The organism is Stenotrophomonas sp. AB1(2024), assembly GCF_037482345.1.
Taxonomy (GTDB): Bacteria; Pseudomonadota; Gammaproteobacteria; order Xanthomonadales; family Xanthomonadaceae; genus Stenotrophomonas.
The window spans coordinates 1,313,007-1,332,648 of the sequence record NZ_JBBHKO020000001.1 but is presented as its reverse complement, the minus strand read 5'-3'; the positions used below and the strand labels follow the sequence as shown (position 1 = coordinate 1,332,648).

The window sequence follows — 19,642 nt, the reverse complement described above, 5'->3', positions numbered from 1 at the left end:
GTGAAATATACAGGTGTACAGAACGCGCGATTCAATACGTGGCAATGAGTTACGTCGGGTTTCACGCGTGATGAAAGATGCTCACATGCATCTAACAAATTGACCGCATGAATGGGCGAATGTGTGACGCTTCTCGCGTTAGAACAATTTCTACTGTCAAAGTCTTGACGTTATGAAAACCCTGCGTTAACACTGAGTTCTCAGTTGGGAAGTGTTCAGTTCGGAAGTAACCGCAAGGATGGCGAGTTCTCTGTTCGTTGATCGCGCCGATAGCGCGCCATCCGGCACTACGCAGTAAATCAAGCGGAAAACGCCCCCAGGGGACGTTGGGCCACGCGGCCTGGCGTTGGCGTCGCTTTGCCCAAAACCAGCCAACCAGGAGTCGCATCGATGAATCGGATTTATCGCAAGGTCTGGAACAAAGCACTGGGGCAGATGGTCGTTGCCTCCGAATTGGCCAGCAGCCAGACCCCGGGCGTGGTTATCGATCAGCGACGATCCGCTGGCGCGCGCAGCGCATCGACATTGTCGGCCGCCATTGCATTGACACTGGGGTTGGGCATGGCGGGAGCGATATCCCATGCGCATGCACAATCGGTGGAAGTGGGCGGCAGCGCGAACTGTGTGGTACTCAACAGCAACGTGATCGACAGCTGCGTGGTGGACGGCAACGCGACCGCATCGGGCGCGAACGCGGTGGCCATCGGCAGCAACAGCACCGCCTCGGCGGCCAACAGCGTGGCGCTCGGCGCCGGCTCGCGGGCCACGCGCGCCAACACGGTCTCGGTCGGCGATGCCGGCAAGGAGCGCCAGGTCACCAACGTTGCTGCTGGCACTGCCGCTACCGACGCGGTGAACAAGGCCCAGCTGGATACGGTCGCTGCCACTGCTGCAGGCGCGACCCGCTATTTCAAGGCAGATGGTGAAGGCAACGACAGCGATGCGGCCAGCATCGACGGTGACGGCGCGCTTGCGGCCGGTGCCGATGCCACCGCCGACGGTGATGGCGCCACTGCACTCGGCCACGACAGCCAGGCGCTGGCCAATGCCACCACGGCGGTCGGCAGCGATGCCGTTGCGGCAGGCCTGGGTGGCAGCGCATTTGGCCAGGGCAGCCTGGCCATCGGTGACGCCACCGTCGCGGTCGGCCAGAACGCAATGGCATTCGGCCTGGGCGACGTCGCACTCGGCGCGTCCGCATTCGCCGCCAGCGAGAACGGCGCCGCGACCGCGATTGGGGGTCTGGCAGAGGCCAGTGCCGACGGTGCCACTGCCATTGGCGGCGGCGCGCTGGCCATCGGCGCGGGCAGTACTTCGCTCGGCCGCGGCGCCGGAAGCGGCGGTGAAGCGTCCATTGCGGTGGGTGCCTTCAGCACTGCCGTGGCCGATTTCAGTGCGGCACTCGGTTCCAACTCCGCAGCGGTTGCGGTCGGCAGCGTGGCGCTGGGCGCCGGCTCCTACGCTGATCGCGTGGACACCGTCTCGGTCGGCAACAACAACGGCCTGCAACGGCAGATCACCAACGTTGCCGCCGGCACAGAAGCCAACGACGCGGTGAACAAGACCCAGCTGGATGAAGTGGGGGACGTGGCCTCGACCACGGCGAAGTATTTCCAGGCCACCGGCAGCGCTGACAGCGACGCCGGTGCGTTTGCCGATGGCGACAACGCCACGGCGATTGGCGAAGCCAGCAACGCGCTCGGCAACGGCGCCACCGCGCTCGGCAGTGGTGCAACGTCGGTGGCGCAGAATGCTACGGCGGTCGGCTACAACGCCTTGGCCAGCGGCCAGAACAGCGCAGCGTTCGGCACCAACGCGCAGGCCAGCGGCCCGGGCAGCGTCGCCGTTGGCGGTGCAGCCGTGGACGAAGACGGCAACCCGCTGATCACCAATGGCGGGGTACCGGTCGATACCGGTGCCACCAGCGCCGGCGTGGGCGGTACCGCAGTCGGCGCCAGTGCGGAAGCGGCGGGCTTCGCGGCGTCCTCCTATGGCGTCGGCGCGTATGCAGCCGGTGCGCAGTCGTCGGCGTTCGGCGCGGTGGCCAATGCAACGGGAGATTACGCCACCGCGGTCGGCACGCAGACCGCGGCCAGCGGTACCAGCAGCACCGCCATCGGCGGTCCGGTCGACCTGATTCCCGGGCTGGGCTTCTTCGTCGATACCCAGGCCAGCGGCGAGGCCGCCACCGCAGTAGGCGCCGGCGCGATTGCCAGTGGCGACTACGCAGTGGCCAACGGCACGCTCAGCGAAGCCTCCGGCACCGAAGCCACCGCCGTAGGCTACTTCGCGTATGCACCGGGCGAGGGCGCTTCCGCCCTCGGCGCGGAAAGCTGGGCCAGTGGTGAACTGAGCACGGCGGTCGGTTTCTACAGCACCGCGCGCGGCGCCAACAGCGTCGCCCTGGGTGCCAACTCCACGGCCGTGCGCGACAACACCGTCTCGGTTGGCGATGTCGGCAACGAACGCCAGATCACCCATGTCGCCGCCGGCAGCGAAGCCACCGATGCGGTCAACAAGGCGCAGCTGGATGCCGTCGCGGAGACCGCCGACAGCACGGCTTACCGCTTCAAGGCCAATGCCTCCCAGGACAGCGACGTGGGCGCCTTCGCCGACGGCGACGGCGCGCTGGCGGCGGGTGAGGCCAGCAACGCCTTCGGTACCGGCGCCACCGCCGTGGGCAACGGCGCTTCGGCCATCGGCGATGACACCGTTGCGGTCGGCCGCAATGTCGCCGCGAACGGCAACGGCAGCGTCGCCATCGGTGGTGTCGGCCAGGCCTACGACCAGTACAACCAGCCGATCGTGGACGCCGACGGCAACGCGGTGACGGTGGGCACCACCGCTGCACAGGATGCGGTCGCAGTGGGTGCGGGCGCACAGGCCACCGGCGCGCTCAGCAACGCTTATGGCAGCGGCGCACAGGCCACCGGCGACAACAGCCTGGCGCAGGGCTACAAGTCGCGCGCCACCGGTGATTACAGCATCGCGCAGGGCGACAACGCCTTCGCCAGCGGCAGCGAAAGCATCGCCACTGGCGCCTACGCATGGGCCACCAGCGACGGCGCCACCGCGTTCGGCTCCAGCGCCTGGGCCACCGAGGCCAACGCCACCGCCGTGGGCACTGCGGCCTGGGCCGACGGCAGCGGCGCCACTTCGATCGGCTACAACAGCTGGGCGCGTGGCAACAGTTCCACCGCGCTGGGCCGTGGTGCGTTCGGCTACGGCGACAACAGCGTGGCCGTGGGCTACCAGGCGCTGGGCGACGGCATCAACACCATTGCCATCGGCACCAATGTGGTGGCCGGTGGTGAAAGTGCGATCGGCATCGGTGCGGGCAGCAATGCCAGTGCCGCCAACGCGGTAGCACTGGGTGCCGGCGCGCGTGCCGATAGGGCCTACACCGTGTCGGTCGGCAATGACGACCAGCAGCGCCAGATCACCCAGGTCGCTGCCGGTACTGAAGGCACCGATGCAGTGAACGTCGATCAGCTCACGGCTGCCACCGACACGTTCCAGGCAACCGGTGATGGCGTGGCCGTGGCGGGTGGCGAAGAAAGCGTGGCGGCGGGTTCCAATGCCGCCACCGATGGCGACTACGCCACGGCTGTGGGTTCCAGCAGCTTCGCCAGCGGCACGGGTGCCTCGGCAGTGGGCAGCGGTGCATTCGCCCTGGCCGACGGTGCCACCGCCGTCGGCCTCAACGCGTTGGCCAGTGCGGCCAATGCCACCGCAGCGGGTGCCGATGCACAGGCCACTGCCGAATACGCCACGGCCAGCGGTGCGGAAAGCCTGGCGTCGGGCGAGCAGAGCACCGCCAACGGTGCGGCCAGCATCGCCTCGGGCGCGGGCAGCCTGGCCAGTGGCGCGCTGTCCGAAGCGGCCGGTGAAGAATCGGTAGCGCTGGGCTACTACAGCACCGCCAGCGGCTCGGGTGCGACTGCCGTCGGCGCCGAAAGCGTGGTCAGCGGCACCCTGTCGGCCGGCTACGGCTTCGCCTCGGAAGCCACCGCTGGTTACACCACCGCGATCGGTGGTTATGCCGCCGCCACCGCGTTCAACGCCACCGCGCTGGGCAGCTTCGCCCAGGCCACCGGCTCCAACAGTGTCGCGCTCGGCGGTGATGCCGAAGCGAGCGGCGCGTACAGCACCGCCACCGGCCAGGGCAGCCTGGCCAGCGGCACGAACAGTGTTGCCATCGGTGGCGCGCTGTTCGGTCTGCTGCCGACCGAAGCGTCCGGCAATTACTCCACCGCCGTGGGCGGGGGGGCGTGGTCGCCGGGCCTGAACAGCACCGCCTTGGGCAACGCGGCCACTTCCGAAGGCGTCAACAGCGTGGCGCTGGGAGCGGACTCGATTGCCGACCGCGACGACAGCGTGTCGGTTGGCAGTGCCGGCAGCGAGCGCCAGATCACCAACGTTGCCGCCGGTACCGAAGGCACCGATGCGGTGAACGTGGACCAGCTCAATGCGGTGGCTGATACGGCCGCCACCACCAGCAAGTATTTCCAGGCCAGCGGCAGCGATGCCAGCGATGCCGGCGCGTTCGTGGATGGCGATGATGCGCTGGCAGCCGGTGAAGCCAGCAATGCGATCGGCAACGGCGCCACGGCGCTGGGTGCCGGCAGCACGGTGGTCGCCAACGAGGCGACTGCGGTTGGCTTCAACGCCACGGCCACCGCCGACAATGCGGTGGCCGTGGGCAGCAATGCGGCCAGCACCGGCGCAGGCGCCATCGCGGTGGGCGACCTCAGCGCGGCCAGTGGCAACGCGTCGGTGGCCATCGGCGGCGGCGCGCTGTCGCAGGGGCTTGGTGCCGTCGCGGTGGGTGCGGGATCCGAGGCCAGTGGCCTTGCCTCCACCGCCGTAGGTTACGGTGCCTGGGCGCTGGGTCGCGAAACCACGGCCATCGGCAACTTCGCCACGGCCGATGGCTGGGCCGCCAGTGCCTTCGGTGCGGGTGCCACCGCAGGTTCCTTCGGCACCGCGCTGGGGACCTACAGCTACGCGGACGAAGTAGCCACTGCGGTTGGCCAGGGCACCCGCGCCAACGTAGCCGGTGCCGCGTTCGGCGTGCAGGCCAATGCCGGCGAGTACGGCGTCGCGCTGGGCAACAACGCGGCCACCGCGCAGAACGGTGTGGCGGTTGGTTTCAACGCGCTGGCCGGTGCCGATGCCAACAGTGCGACCCAGGGCATCCAGACCACGGCCATCGGCAGCGAGGCGTGGGCGACCGAAGACGGCGCCACCGTGGTCGGCTACAACAGCTACGCGCAGGCCCTGAACTCCACGGTGGTGGGCAGCAATACCTGGACCACCAAGGATGCCGAAAACAGCGTCGCGCTCGGGGCCGGAACGCTGGCCGACCGTGCCAACACGGTGTCGGTCGGCGCCGCAGAAGCCTGGACCGATGCGGCCGGCGTGGTGCACGACGCCATCGACCGCCAGATCACCAACGTGGGTGCCGGTACCGAAGACACCGATGCGGTGAACGTGGCGCAGCTGAAGGAAGTGGCCGCAGTGGCCGAAACCACCAGCAAGTACTTCCAGGCCAGTGGCAGCGGCGACAGCGATGCCGGTGCCTATGTGGAAGGCGACAACGCGCTGGCGGCCGGTGAAGCATCCAACGCGATTGGCGATGGTGCCAGCGCGCTTGGCAGTGGTGCCAATGCACTGGCCAACAACGCCACCGCCATCGGCTTCAACGCGTTGGCTGCCGGCGCAGGTGCGGCGGCGCTGGGCAGTGAGGCCCAGGCCACCGGCGAAAACAGCGTGGCGGTCGGCACGGGAGCGTCGGCCAGCGAGATCGGCGCCAGCGCCACTGGTGCCGGTGCGCAGGCCTCCGGTGCATACAGCACCGCCAACGGCAGCGAAGCCATCGCGTCGGGCCAGCAGGCCACCGCGAATGGCTTCCGTTCCACCGCCTCTGAAGCAGGTGCGTCGTCATTCGGCAGCTATAGCGAAGCGACCGGCGAGTTGTCTTCGGCGCTGGGTTACGGTGCAGTGGCATCCAATGCCTACGCAACCGCCGTCGGCGCAGCGGCCACGGCCTCTGGCGCCAGTGCGGTTGCAGTGGGTGAGTTCAGCGAAGCCACCGGCGATGAAAGCGTGGCGGTGGGCGGCAGCACGTTCTTCGGTTTCATTCCGGCGCGCGCGTCGGGCACCGGTGCATCGGCGTTCGGTGCCGGTGCCTGGGCGACCGATGACTACACCACGGCGATCGGTTGGAACTCGTGGGCCGATGCGGCCAGCGCCACTGCGCTGGGTGAGAGTGCCACGGCGACCGGCGTGAACAGCGTGGCCTTGGGTGCCGGCTCCAGCGCGGACCGCGACAACAGCGTCTCAGTCGGCTCCGCCACGTCGCAGCGCCAGATCACCAACGTTGCAGCCGGCACCGAAGGCACCGATGCGGTCAATCTCGACCAGCTCGATGCCGTGGCCGATACCGCCGAGGAAACCAACCGTTACTTCAAGGCCTCCGGCAGCGGCAATGGCGACGACGTGGGCAGCTATGTCGATGGCAGCTACGCCACTGCGGCGGGCGAAGCGTCCAACGCCTTCGGCACCGGTGCATCGGCCTACGGCAGCGGTTCGCTGGCGTCGGGCCGCTACGCCTCGGCGTCGGGCTACAACGCCTCGGCCACGGCCGATTCGGCTACCGCCATCGGTGGTTCGCTGTACTACGAGGATGCCAACGGCAACGTGCTGTTGGACAAGGCCACCAGCGCAAGCGGCACCGGTGCCACCGCGCTGGGTGCCGGTGCGCAGGCAAGCGGTGTGTTCAGCACCGCCAGCGGTGCCGGCGCAACCTCGGCGGGGCTGCAGTCGTCGGCGTTCGGCTACAGCGCCGAAGCCGGCAGCGACTACAGCACCGCCGTGGGCGCGTTCAGTGCCGCCAGCGGCGTGCGCACCACCGCACTCGGTTACGGTGCCGAAGCCAGCGGCGATTACGCCTCTGCGTTCGGCTGGGGCAGCACCGCCTCGGGCGCCTACGGCATCGCCATCGGCAACAGCGCGCAGGCCAGCGGGGCCAACAGCTTCGCCGGTGGCGCCAGCGCCTGGGCCACGGCGGCGCAGACCACTGCCGTGGGCCAGCTGGCGTGGGCCACCTCGGCCGGCTCCACCGCGATCGGCCAGGACAGCTACGCCTACAGCGGCATCAATGCCACCGCACTGGGCAAGAGCGCCTGGGCCAGCGGCACCGGCAGCGTGGCGCTGGGCGCAGGCTCGCGCGCCACTGAAGCCGACGTGGTGTCGGTGGGGGGCGGCAACGGCACTACCGGTCCGGCCACCCGCCGCGTCACCAATGTGGGTGCGGCGGTGAATGCCAACGACGCGGTCAACAAGGCGCAGCTGGACAGCGTGGCCGCTACCGCCGATGCGGTGGGCCAGCACTTCCAGGCCAGTGGCAGCGGGGTGGCCAACGCCAGTGGCAGCGATGCGCTGGCGGCCGGCTCGGGCGCCACCGCCAGCGGCACCCGCAGCAGCGCACTGGGCACTGCGGCAACCGCCTCGGCCACCGGTGCGACGGCCGTCGGTGCAGATGCCTCGGCACGCGGTGACAACAGCACCGTGGTCGGCCGCCTCGCCTCGACCAACGCCACCAATGGCGTGGCGGTCGGCAACGGTGCCTTCGTCAGCAACGGGGCCAATGGCATCGCCATCGGTTCCAGCGCGGGCGCTTCCGGTGCCAATTCAGTGGCGTTGGGCGCCGGTTCGCGTGCCGTGGAAGCCAACGTGGTCTCGGTCGGTGGCGGCAACGGCACCGATTCGCCGGCCACCCGCCGCATCGTCAATGTCGCGGCAGGTCGCATTGCCGCCAACAGCACCGATGCGGTCACCGGCGGCCAGCTCAATACCACCAACCAGCGCGTGGGCGCGGTGGAAACCCGGGTCGGTGACATCGACGACCGGATCGGTTCGGTCGAGAACGTGACCGCCAACGCGCTGACCTACGACGACAGCAGCCGCGACAAACTCACCTTGTCGGGCGTGGACGGCACCACGCTGGACAACGTCGCCACCGGTTCGATCGCCAGTGGCAGCCGCCAGGCCATCAATGGCGGCCAGCTGTTCCAGGCGCTGACCGACACCGCCAGCTTCCTCGGCGGCGGGGCCAGCGTCGGCATGCAGGGTGTGTTCGTTGCGCCCAACTACGTGATCCAGGGCAGCACGTACAACAACGTGGGCGATGCGCTCGGCGCGCTGGATGCCAAGGTCAGCGACCTCGACCAGCGCGTGGCCGGCGGCAGCAGCAACGTGGCGCGCGCGCGCAGCGCATCGGTGTCCACCGCCAGCGTGGCCGCCGCACCGGAGGCTGCGGAAACCACCGCGACGGCGGTCGCCGGTACCGACACGGCCCGCGTGGCCAGTGCCGATGCCGTCGCTCCGATCGTGCAGGGCACCCCGACTGCCGCCAGTGTCGGCACCCCGCAGCCGGTGGCTGCGGTGGCACCGGTCACCTCGGTGGCGATGGGCGAGGGCGCCGTGGCCAGCGGTGCCTCGGCCACCGCGATCGGGCAGGGGGCCACCGCCACGGCCGCCAACTCGGTCGCGCTCGGGCAGGGCTCGGTTGCTGATCGCGCCGACACAGTGTCGGTCGGAGCCGTCGGTGCAGAACGCCAGGTCACCAATGTCGCCGCCGGCAGCGCCGCTACCGATGCGGTCAACAAGGGCCAGCTGGACGGTGGCATCGCCACCGCCAACAGCTACACCGACCAGCGTTACAACGCGATGGCCGACAGCTTCGACATCTACAAGGGCGAAATCGACGAACGCCTGCGTCACCAGGATCGCCGCATCGACCGCCAGGGTGCGATGAACGCGGCCATGCTCAACATGGCCACCAGTGCCGCCGGTATCCGCACGCAGAACCGCGTCGGTGTCGGCGTCGGCTTCCAGAGCGGCGAATCGGCGTTGTCGCTGGGCTACCAGCGCGCCCTCAGCGAGCGCGCCACCGTCACTGTCGGCGGTGCGTTCAGCAGCGATGACAGCTCGGTCGGCGTCGGTGCCGGCTTCGGTTGGTAAGCAATGCAAGGCCTGAGGGGGCGGGTCACGGGAACCCTGGCCAGGGCCGGCCGGGGTTTCCGCATGGAGTGTTGGCCTGAACAGTCGTTTGATCCATGACCTTGAAGAGGATTACACCGTGACCAGAAAGCAGAACCTTCGCATCAATGTGCTGGCAGCCGCCGTGCTGTCGCTGTCCGTGGGCGCCAGCGCCTATGCCGCCGGGTTGCCGGTCAAGGAACCGGCGAAGCAGGCCAGCACCGCCCAACAGGGGTCCGAACGCATCATCGTCAAGTACGCCCCCGGCAGCGCGGCTGCCTCCGACCGTTCGGCCAAACTGGCTGCGGTGACCTCGGCGGTGTCGCGCGCCAGCCTGGGCGCCACCGCCTCGCGTGCCGCCGCCGCCAGCCCGCAGCACCTGCGCCGGCTCGGCACCGGTGCCGATGTGATCCGCCTGCAGGGCAAGCTCAGCCAGGCCGAGCTGCAGAAAGTGCTGAAGGAAATCCAGGCCGATCCGTCGGTCCAGTACGCCGCCGTCGACGTCAAGCTGCAGCGCGCAGATGTGCGCGCCAAGGAAACCCCGCAGCTGGTACCGGACGACCAGTACTACGCGCAGTACCAGTGGCACCTGCACAGCCCCACCGGTGGCGTGAACGCGCCCGCTGCATGGGACGTGGCCCAGGGCGAGGGCGTGGTGGTGGCGGTGCTCGACACCGGCATCCTGCCGCAGCATCCGGATTTCGCCGCCGGCACCCTGCTGGAAGGCTATGACTTCATCAGCGACGCCGAAACCTCGCGCCGTCCCACCGATGAACGGGTGCCGGGTGCGCTGGATTATGGCGACTGGGTCGAGAACGACAACGAGTGCTACGCCGGTTCGCTGGCCGAAGACAGCTCCTGGCACGGCACCCATGTGTCGGGCACGGTCGCCGAGGCCACCAACAACACCATCGGCATGGCCGGCCTTGCCTACAAGGCCAAGGTGCTGCCGGTACGCGTGCTCGGCAAGTGCGGCGGCTACCTGTCCGATATCGCTGACGCGATCACCTGGGCCTCCGGCGGCACCGTTGCCGGCATCCCGGCCAACCCGAACCCGGCCGAAGTGATCAACATGAGTCTGGGCGGCGGCGGTGCGTGCGACCCGGCCTACCAGGATGCGATCAACGGCGCGGTGTCGCGTGGCACCACGGTGGTGGTGGCGGCCGGCAACCAGGCCTCCAATGCCTCCGGCTACCGTCCGGCCAGCTGCGCCAACGTGATCGCCGTGGGCGCCACCCGCATTACCGGCGGCATCGCGTCGTATTCCAACTTCGGCGCGGTCGTGGACCTGTCCGGTCCGGGCGGCGGCGGCGGCGTGGATGGCAACCCGGGCGGCTACGTCTGGCAGGCCGGCTACGACGGCCTGACCACGCCGACCTCCGGTGCCTACACCTACATGGGCATGGGCGGTACCTCGATGGCCTCGCCGCACGTGGCCGCCGTGGCCGCGCTGGTGCAGGGCGCGCTGGCCTCGGCCGGCAAGGACCCGCTGACCCCGGCACAGTTGGAGACCCTGCTCAAGCAGAGCGCACGCAACTTCCCGGTGACCATCCCGGCGGCTACCCCGATCGGCAGCGGCATCGTCGATGCCAAGGGTGCGCTGGACAAGGCCCTGGAAGAACCGTGCACGGAAGACTGCGCGCCGGATGCGACGCCGCTCACCAACCGCGTGGCGGTCAGCGGGCTGACCGGCGCTGGTGGCAGTGAAACGCTGTACAGCTTCGAAGCGACGGCGGGCAAGACGCTGAGCGTCCTCACCTATGGCGGCAGCGGCAATGTGTCGGTGTACGTCAGCGCTGGCGCCGAGCCGACCGCGACGGACTTCGATGCCAAGTCCGCGCGTCCGGGCAACAGCGAAACCGTGCGCTTCACCGCGCCGGTGGCCGGCACGTACTACATCAAGCTGGTGGGTGAGTCGGCTTACAGCAACGTGAGCATCCAGGCCGTCCAGTAACGGTCAGGGAAGTCCCACGGGAGCCCGTCATGTGACGGGCTCCCGTTTTCTGTTGGCCACCACCGCATGTGGCATCACGGCGAGCTGCTAAAGTCTGCGGGTCGCCAGGAGAGCTTTCGTGAATGCGGTAACCCACGATCTTGCTGAAGAGTCAGCCATGGATGCGGAACGCCGCATCGTGGCGCTGTTGCTGCGCAATGGGCGGCTGAAGGAGGCCGACCTGGCCCGCGCACGGCCGCTGCAGCGCGAGGCCGGTGGCAGCCTGTTGCCGCTGCTGGTGCGGCTGGGCCTGGTGTCCGAACGCGACCACGCCCAGGCCTGTGCCGAGGTGCTGGCGCTGCCGCTGCTGGAGGGCAAGGGCGTGCCCGAAGCGCCCCCCGAATCCCTGATCGATGCGCTGCCGTTGTCGCTGCGCTTCCTCAAACAATTCCATGCCTGTCCGCTGGCGCTGCGCGACGGCGTGATAGACCTGTGGCTGAGCGACCCCCAGGAGCCCTACGTGGCCGACGCGGTGCGGCTGGCGATGGCGGTACCCGTGCGCCTGCACGTGGGCCTGCGCTCGGAGATCGATGACGTCATTGAACGCTGGTTTGGCCAGGGCCGCAGCGCCATGGGCGCCATCATCGAAACCGCCGACGGGGAAGGCAGCATCGTCGACGATATCGAGCACCTGCGCGACCTGGCGTCCGAAGCGCCGGTGATCCGCCTGGTCAACCTGGTGATCCAGCGTGCGGTGGAACTGCGCGCGTCGGACATCCATATCGAACCGTTCGAAAACCGGCTCAAGGTGCGCTACCGCGTCGACGGCGTGCTGATCGAGGGCGAAAGCCCGCCGGCCAACCTCACCGCCGCGGTGATCAGCCGCATCAAGATCATGTCGCGGCTGAACATCGCCGAGCGCCGGCTGCCCCAGGATGGCCGCATCATGCTGCGGGTGCAGGGCAAGGAACTGGATCTGCGCGTGAGCACGGTACCCACCGCGCACGGCGAAAGCGTGGTGATGCGCCTGCTCGATCGCGACACGGTGGTGTTCGATTTCCATCGCCTTGGTTTTACCGATGCTTTCCTGCCGCAGTTCCGCAAGGTGCTCGAGCAGCCGCACGGGATCCTGCTGGTCACCGGCCCCACCGGTTCGGGCAAGACCACCACGCTGTATACCGCGCTCAGCCAGCTCAACACCGCCGACGTCAAGATCATCACCGTCGAGGATCCGGTCGAATACCAGATCGAAGGCATCAACCAGATCCAGGCCAAGCCGCAGATCGGGCTGGATTTCGCCAACGCGCTGCGCAGCATCGTGCGCCAGGACCCGGACATCATCATGATCGGCGAAATGCGCGACCTGGAAACCGCGCGCATCGCGATCCAGTCCGCGCTGACCGGCCACCTGGTGCTGTCCACGCTGCATACCAACAACGCCGCCGGTGGCATCACCCGCCTGCTCGACATGGGCGTGGAAGACTACCTGCTCACCTCCACCATCAACGGCATCCTGGCCCAGCGCCTGGTGCGCCGGCTGGAGCCGCAGCACGCGCTGCGCTACCCGGCGTCGCCGGAGGAGATCGAAAAGTTCGGGCTGCGCCGGCTGCAGCCGGAGGGCGAGATCTTCCTGTACCGCGCACAGCCCTCTGCGATCGCCCCGACCGGCTACCTGGGGCGGACCACCATCATGGAATTCCTGGTGATGAACGACGAACTGCGCCGTGCGGTGATGCGCCGCGCCGGCATGGGCGAAGTGGAGCAGATCGCCCGCGCCGCCGGCATGCGCACCATGTATGAAGATGGCCTGGCCAAGGCGCTGCAGGGCCACACCACCATCGAAGAAGTGCTGCGCGTGACCGAGGAAAGCTGAGCATGCCGCAGTACCGCTACAAGGCCCTCAACGCGCACGGTGAGCTGTTCGACGGCCAGATGGAGGCTGCCAGCGAAGCCGATGTCGCCGCGAAGCTGCAGGACCAGGGCCATCTGCCGATGGAAGCGCGCCTGGCCGGCGAGGGCAGTGCGGGCGGCACCTCATGGGCGGCGCTGCTGCGGCGCAAGCCCTTCGACGGTGGCGCGCTGGTGCAGTTCACCCAGCAGCTGGCGACCCTGCTGGGCGCCGGGCAGCCGTTGGACCGCGCGCTGACCATCCTGCTGGAACTGCCTGAAGACGAGCGCAGCCGCCGGGTGATCACCGACATCCGCGACGTGGTGCGTGGCGGTGCCGCGCTGTCCACCGCGCTGGAACGCCAGCATGGGGTGTTCTCGCGCCTGTACATCAACATGGTGCGCGCCGGCGAGGCCGGCGGCAGCCTGCACGACACCCTGCAGCGGCTGGCCGATTACCTGGAGCGCAGCCAGGAGCTGAAGGGCCGGGTGATCAACGCGTTGATCTATCCGGCGATCCTGCTGGCGGTGGTGGGCGGCGCACTGATGTTCCTGCTGGGCTACGTGGTGCCGCAGTTCGCGCAGATGTACGAAAGCCTGGATGTGGCGCTGCCGTGGTTCACCCAGTGGGTGCTCAGCGCCGGCCTGCTGGTGCGCGAAGGCTGGCTGGCGATGATCGTGGTGCCGGCGTTGGCGCTGCTGGTGATCGAACGCAAGCTGCGCCAGCCGGCCGCACGACTGGCGCTGGATGGCTGGCTGCTGCAGCGCAAAGGCATCGGCGGGCTCGTCGCCAAGCTGGAAACCGCACGATTGGCACGCACCCTGGGCACGTTGCTGCGCAACGGCGTGCCGCTGCTGGCCGGCCTGGGCATCGCGCGCAACGTGCTGGGCAACCGCGCGCTGGCCGCCGATGTGGATGCGGCCAGCGACGAGGTCAAGAACGGCAACGGCCTGTCCGCTTCGCTGGCCAAGGGCAAGCGCTTCCCACGCCTTGCCCTGCAGATGATCCAGGTCGGCGAGGAATCCGGCGCGCTGGATGTCATGCTGCTCAAGACCGCCGATACCTTCGAACAGGAAACCGCGCGCGCCATCGACCGCCTGCTGTCGGCGCTGGTCCCGGTGATCACCCTGGTGTTGGCCTCGGTGGTCGGCCTGGTGATCGTCGCCGTGCTGGTGCCCCTGTACGACCTCACCAATGCCATCGGCTGACCGCCATGGCGCACTTCGTCCCGACATGCTGCAAGGAGCTTCCATGATCCATCGCCGAAAACTGGTCCGTCTGTCTTCGCCGCGCAACCAGTCGGGCATGAGCCTGCTGGAAATCATCATCGTCATCGTGCTGATCGGCGCGGTGCTCACCCTGGTTGGCAGCCGCGTGCTGGGCGGTGCCGATCGCGGCAAGGCCAACATCGCCAAGTCGCAGGTGCAGACCATGGCCGGCAAGATCGAGAACTACCAGCTCGATACCGGAAAGCTGCCGGCCAAGCTGGACGATCTGGTCACCCAGCCCGGCAGTGCCAGTGGCTGGCTGGGCCCGTATGCCAAGGCAACGGAACTCAATGATCCGTGGGGCAACGCGCTGGAATACCGTGCGCCGGGCGAAGGCCAGCCGTTTGATCTGATCAGCCTGGGCAAGGATGGCAAGGTGGGCGGCAGCAGCTACGACGCGGACATCAAGTACGAGTAAGCGCGCTTGCGTCCATCCACCACGCCGTGCGGCACCCGGAGCCCTCGCGCCATGTCGCGACGGTATGCCGTGCGCGGCGTTTCGCTGCTGGAAATGCTGCTGGTGGTCGCCCTGATCGCGATCATCGGGGTGATCACGGCCACCGCCATGAACGGTGGCATCGACGGCGTGCGCCTGCGCAACGCCGGCAAGGAAGTGGCCAGCCAGTTGCGCTATACCCGCACCCAGGCCATCGCCACCGGTGAACGCCAGCGTTTCCTGATCGACCCGCAGGCGCGCACCTGGGAAGCGGCCAACGGCCGCCATGGCAGCCTGCCTGCTGCGCTGGAGGTCCACTTCCGTGGTGCCGGCCAGGTGGCCGGCGTGGTCAATGGCAAAGGCGGCATCGCCTTTCATCCCGACGGCGGCTCCAGTGGCGGCACCATTGAACTGGGCGTGCGCGACGCACTGTGGCGCATCGACGTGAGCTGGATCACCGGTGAAGTGCGCTCGGGTCCGGTCCGGAGCGCGCGATGAAGCGCCAGCGCGGCTATTCGCTGCTGGAAGTGATTGTCGCCTTCGCGCTGCTGGCGCTGGCGTTGACCCTGTTGCTCGGCAGCCTGTCCGGTGCCGCGCGCCAGGTGCACCACGCCGACCTGCGCACGCGCGCGATGCTGCATGCGCAGTCGCTGCTGGCCGCGAGCGGCATCGAGGCGCCGCTGCAGGAAGGGCGCTCGCAGGGCGAATGGGAGGATGGACGCTACCGCTGGGACCTGCAGGTGGAACCGTACGTGGATGCGCGCACCAGCGCGCTGCCCCAGGCCGCCGCCAACACCGCCATCGGCCCGACCCTGGCCCAGCTGACCCTGCAGGTGCGCTGGGGCGAGGGTAACGGCGAACGTCTGCAATGGCGCTCGTTGCGGCTGCTGCCGAATACGCCCGGGGCGGCGCGATGAGCCGGCGCGCTGCACGCGGTTTCACCCTGATCGAAGTCCTGCTGGCGACCGTGCTGCTGGTCGGTGGGCTGGCGCTGGCTTTCGCCACCGTGCGTTCGGCGATGAACATCGCCCAGCGCGGCGAACGCGTGGCCGCGCAGAATGAGCGCATGCGTGCGGTGGAGGGGTTCCTGCGCAGGCGCCTGGGCATGGCGCTGCCCACCGCCGCCGAGCCGCCCGATCCCACCCGCGAGCCGCTGTATTTCCAGGGCGAGCCACAGCGCATGCTGTTCGTGTCCGAACTGCCCGGTTACCTGGGCCGTGGCGGTTCCTACGTGCATGAGCTGCAGGTCAACCGCAGTGGCGCGGAGCTGCGGCTGGAGGTTGCACTGACCCTGGTGCAGAACGGCGAGCGCATCGACGAGACCCCGCCGCGTGCGCCGGAGCTGCTGGCCGACGCGCTGCGCGAGGTTGCGTTCCGCTATCGCGGCATCGATCCACGCAGCGGCCAGCTGGGCGACTGGCAGACCCGCTGGGACGACACCCGGCGCTTGCCGCTGCTGGTGGAGATCCGCATCGTGCCGCAGCAGGGGCCGGCGTGGCCGCCGATGGTGGCCGCGTTGTCGCAGGCACGCGGGGCTCGCTCATGAGGCGCGCCCGTGGCGCGGCGCTGGTGCTGGTGCTATGGCTGATCGCGCTGCTCACGGCGGTAGTGGGCGCGTTTGCGCTCAGTGCACGCGTCGAGCACCTGCAGCAGCGGGTCATTGGCGACGATGCCATCGGCCAGGAATACGCCCGTGCGGGACTGGAATACGCCCTGTACAGGCTGCGCCCCTCTGCGCTGCAACCGCCGTGGCAGGCCGATGGCCGCCGCTATCGCTGGACATTCGACGGCCGCCAGATCGATCTGCGGGTGGTCGACGAAAACGGCAAGCTCAATCTCAATCTGGCCGACACGGCGTTGTTGACCGCCTTCCTGCGCGCGTTGGACGTGGAGCCCGGGCGCGCCCGGCAGCTGGCGGGTGCGATCGCCGACTGGCGCGATCCCGACAACCTCAAGCAGCCCGCCGGTGGCGCGGAAACCGCCGATTACCAGGCGGCCGGCCTGCCGTATGGCGCGCGCAACGGGCGCTTTGAGACGCTGGGCGAACTGCAGCGGGTGCTGGGCATGGACGCCGAACTGTATGAACGGATGGAGCCGATGCTGACCCTGTACAGTCGGCAGTCGCGTCCGGATCCCCGGTTCGCGGCCGGGCCGGTGTTGAACGCGCTCGGGCTGGATGCCGAACGCCTGCTAGCCGAACGCGAGCGGGCCGAAGCGGCCGGCGATGAAAACGTGACCGGTGCGCTTGCCAGTGGCAGCGGCACCTATAGTATCGAGAGCCGCGCACTGGATGAACGCGGCCGGGTCTCGGTATTGCGCGCTGTGGTGCGCATGGGCGCGGCGGGCACGCCGGGCACGACTTACACAGTACTTCGCTGGGAACAGGGAATGGCAGCACGATGACGGCATGGCGGGACAGTCTGGTGCAGGCACGGGGACGGTTCGCACCCGGTGTGGGCAATGGCCTGCGCTGGTGGCGGCGTTCGCTGCTGGCCTGGCTGCCGGTACGCTGGCAGTGGGCCATGGGCTGGTCACGTTCGCGCCTGCTGCTGTCGCGGCAGGCCGAGCAGCTGGTGCTGCGCCGCGATACCGCTACCCAGGTACAGGCCGTGGCCGAACTGCCGTGGCCGACCACGCCGGCCGATCTGGAACGGGTAGTGGATGCGCGCCTGCGTGCGCTGCCACGGCACTGGGTGCTGCCGGCCGCCGCCGTGCTGCGCCGCCCGTTGCGCCTGCCGGCCGCCGCCGCGCCGCGCCTGCGCGATGTGGTCGGCTTCGAGATCGACCGCCAGACCCCGTTCGAGGCCAGCCAGGTCCATTACGACGTACGCGAACTGGACACGCTGCCCGACGGCCAGCTGCAGGTGGAGCTGGTGGTCATTCCGCGCCAGGCACTGGAGCAGTGGTCGCAGCAGGTCGGCAGCTGGGCACAGCAGCTGGCCGGCGTGGATGCCGATGACGGCAGCAGCCAACCGCTGGGCGTGAACCTGCTGCCGCCGCGCCAGCGCCGCGTGGCCCACGACCCGATGCGGCGCTGGAACCTGCTGCTCGCCATCGCCACCGTGGTGCTGCTGGCGTTGGCCGGCACCCAACTGCTGGACAACCGGCAGGCCGCGGCCGATCACCTGCGCGAGCAGGTCGATGCGGCCGCACAGGATGCGCGCCGCGTGGCCGCACAGCGCCAGCAGCTGCAGGAGCTGGTCGACGGCGCCGCGTTCCTGGAGGGCAAGCGCACCGCGCACGCCAGCACCGTGGAGCTGTGGAACGAACTGACCCGGTTGCTGCCCGACGGCACCTACCTGGAAAAGCTTTCCGTGGAGGGCAATACGCTGCAGCTGATCGGGCTCAGCCGGGAAGCCTCGCAGCTGGTCTCGCTGCTGCAGGATTCGCCACTGTGGCGCAAGGTCAACCTGACCGGCGTACTGCAGGCCGATGGCGGTGCCGCTGGTCGCGACCGCTTCACCCTCACCGCCGAGCTGCAGCCGTTGCCCGGTGCCCCGGCTGCTGCCGCGCCCGCCACGGAGGTTGCCGATGGCAATGCCGCCAACACGCCGTGACCGCTGGCTGGCGCTGGCGCTGCTGCTGGCGGTGATCGCACTGGGCTATCTGGTGCTGGTGCATCCGTGGTTCACCCGGCCGCTGCTTGACATCAACCAGGGCATTACCGAACTGCAGGAACGCGAGCAGCGCGTGCAGGCACAGCTGCAGCAGCGCGCCCAGGTGCAGCAGCGCCTGCAGCAGGTGCAGGCCGCGCTGGAAGGGCGCCCCGGTTTCCTGCGCGAGCCCACTGCCGAATCGGCCGCCGCCGCATTGTCGAGCCGGCTGCAGGATGCAGTGGCCTCGGCCAGCCCCGGCAACCGCAGCTGCACCATCAGCAACCGCTCGCCGCTGACCGACACCGCCCGCGATGCGCAGTTCCCGCGCGTGGCGCTGCAGGTGCGCCTGCGTTGCGGCGTGCCGGAAATGGCTGCGGTGCTGCACACCTTGGAAACCGGCAGCCCGCGCCTGTTCGTGGGCAACCTCAACCTGCTGGCGCAGCGTTTCCAGGCCTCGCCCAACGAGACCGGCACCGGACTGGATGTGTCGTTCGAACTGGTCGGCTACCTCAAACCGGGCGCAGGCGGTGACGCGGCCGCCGCAGCGCCTGCCGCGCCCGAGCCCGACGCGCCGCCAGCGGGGTTGGAACCGGCGCCCTCGGCCATGGCCGCGCCGAGCGACCCGGGAACGACCGAACCGGACGAGGGGGCCGCCATTGAAGATTGAACTCGCGCCCCTGCGCAGCTGGTGGTTGGGCGGCGTGGCCGCCTGGGCCGCCGCGATCTGGATCGCCACGCTGTTCGGCGCCGGTGGCCGCATCGCCCCGGTGGGTGCCGCTGATCGCGCGCCGCCGCCGCTGCCCACGCTGGCCCAAGCTGCGCCGGAACGGATCGCCTCGGCCGAGGCATACGCCGCCATCGGCGCCCGCCCGCTGTTCGCCGAAGACCGCAAACCGCGTCCGTACCTGTTGGGCGGCAATGAACCGGGCACCAGCGCCAGCGCGGTCACACTGACCGGCGTGCTGCTCACCTCCGAATTCGGCATGGCCATCCTCACCACCGACCAGAAGCAATCGCTGCGCCTGCGCCTCAACGGCGAGGCAGTGAACGGCTGGCAGCTGGTCGCGCTGGAACCGCGCAGTGCCACCGTGGCCGGCCCCAGCGGCACGCAGACGCTGGAACTGGTGACCTTCAGCGGGCAGGGAGGGGAACCGCCCACCGTGCTGGGCACGGCGGCCGGCGCGGCACAGGGAAATGGCGTGCGCCCACCCCCGCCACCGCCCGGGCAGAACGCTGGGCGGGGGCCGACAACGAACTTCACCGGCGCGGTACCTCCGGCCGCGCAGGCGGGCGCCGAAGCAGCCGCGAATGCAGCCGCCGCTGCGGCGGCGCAGAAGCCGGCCGCGCAGGGCCCGAGCGAAGAACAGATGCAAGCCATCCGCGCCCGCATCCAGGCGCGTCGCCAGCAACTGCAGCAACAGCAACAGTCGCAGCAGCCGCCCGCAGGCGGCTCCGGCCAAACCAAATAGAGTGAAA

12 protein-coding genes are annotated in these 19,642 nt (G+C 69.2%); all 12 read left to right on the top strand.

All coding sequences use genetic code 11. The features are described from left to right. Window positions 1-390 precede the first annotated feature (390 nt). The 12 genes from WIX41_RS06320 to WIX41_RS06265 all read left to right on the top strand — a co-directional run bounded on the left by WIX41_RS06320 (window position 391) and on the right by WIX41_RS06265 (window position 19,635). Window positions 391-9,027, top strand: a complete 8,637-nt coding sequence (locus WIX41_RS06320) for an ESPR-type extended signal peptide-containing protein (RefSeq protein ID WP_339446250.1) — start codon at window positions 391-393, stop codon at window positions 9,025-9,027. Window positions 9,028-9,145: 118 nt separating this feature from the next. Further along, a complete protein-coding gene (locus WIX41_RS06315) occupies window positions 9,146-10,999 on the top strand; it encodes a S8 family peptidase (protein ID WP_339446249.1) in 1,854 nt (617 codons plus the stop codon). Window positions 11,000-11,117: 118 nt separating this feature from the next. Continuing rightward, the gene (gene gspE, locus WIX41_RS06310) at window positions 11,118-12,851 is read left to right on the top strand and encodes a type II secretion system ATPase GspE (RefSeq protein WP_339446248.1); all 1,734 of its coding nucleotides are present in this window, start codon (window positions 11,118-11,120) and stop codon (window positions 12,849-12,851) included. 2 nt (window positions 12,852-12,853) lie between these two features. Then, window positions 12,854-14,074 (top strand): type II secretion system protein XpsF, encoded by a 1,221-nt coding sequence (gene xpsF / locus WIX41_RS06305; protein WP_339446247.1) that lies wholly within the window; start codon window positions 12,854-12,856, stop codon window positions 14,072-14,074. A 43-nt stretch (window positions 14,075-14,117) separates the two neighbouring features. Beyond that, a complete protein-coding gene (gene gspG, locus WIX41_RS06300; RefSeq protein ID WP_339446246.1) occupies window positions 14,118-14,552 on the top strand; it encodes a type II secretion system major pseudopilin GspG in 435 nt (144 codons plus the stop codon). A gap of 51 nt (window positions 14,553-14,603) precedes the next feature. After that, complete coding sequence (gene xpsH, locus WIX41_RS06295) at window positions 14,604-15,068, top strand: type II secretion system protein XpsH (protein WP_339446245.1); 465 nt, start codon at window positions 14,604-14,606, stop codon at window positions 15,066-15,068. Then, the gene (gene xpsI / locus WIX41_RS06290; protein ID WP_339446244.1) at window positions 15,065-15,487 is read left to right on the top strand and encodes a type II secretion system protein XpsI; all 423 of its coding nucleotides are present in this window, start codon (window positions 15,065-15,067) and stop codon (window positions 15,485-15,487) included. Before xpsH ends, xpsI begins: the two co-directional genes overlap by 4 nt. Beyond that, window positions 15,484-16,116 carry a type II secretion system protein J gene (locus WIX41_RS06285; protein WP_339446243.1) on the top strand — a complete coding sequence of 211 codons (633 nt, stop codon included), beginning with the start codon at window positions 15,484-15,486 and terminating at the stop codon, window positions 16,114-16,116. Before xpsI ends, WIX41_RS06285 begins: the two co-directional genes overlap by 4 nt. After that, on the top strand, window positions 16,113-16,973 hold the full coding sequence (locus tag WIX41_RS06280) for a general secretion pathway protein GspK (protein ID WP_339446242.1): 861 nt from the start codon (window positions 16,113-16,115) through the stop codon (window positions 16,971-16,973). The genes WIX41_RS06285 and WIX41_RS06280 overlap by 4 nt, the downstream gene beginning before the upstream one ends. Beyond that, the gene (locus WIX41_RS06275; RefSeq protein WP_339446241.1) at window positions 16,970-18,127 is read left to right on the top strand and encodes a PilN domain-containing protein; all 1,158 of its coding nucleotides are present in this window, start codon (window positions 16,970-16,972) and stop codon (window positions 18,125-18,127) included. Before WIX41_RS06280 ends, WIX41_RS06275 begins: the two co-directional genes overlap by 4 nt. Continuing rightward, window positions 18,102-18,833, top strand: a complete 732-nt coding sequence (gene gspM, locus WIX41_RS06270; protein WP_339446240.1) for a type II secretion system protein GspM — start codon at window positions 18,102-18,104, stop codon at window positions 18,831-18,833. The genes WIX41_RS06275 and gspM overlap by 26 nt, the downstream gene beginning before the upstream one ends. Further along, window positions 18,823-19,635 (top strand): hypothetical protein, encoded by an 813-nt coding sequence (locus WIX41_RS06265; protein ID WP_339446239.1) that lies wholly within the window; start codon window positions 18,823-18,825, stop codon window positions 19,633-19,635. The genes gspM and WIX41_RS06265 overlap by 11 nt, the downstream gene beginning before the upstream one ends. The last annotated feature ends 7 nt before the right edge of the window (window positions 19,636-19,642 follow it).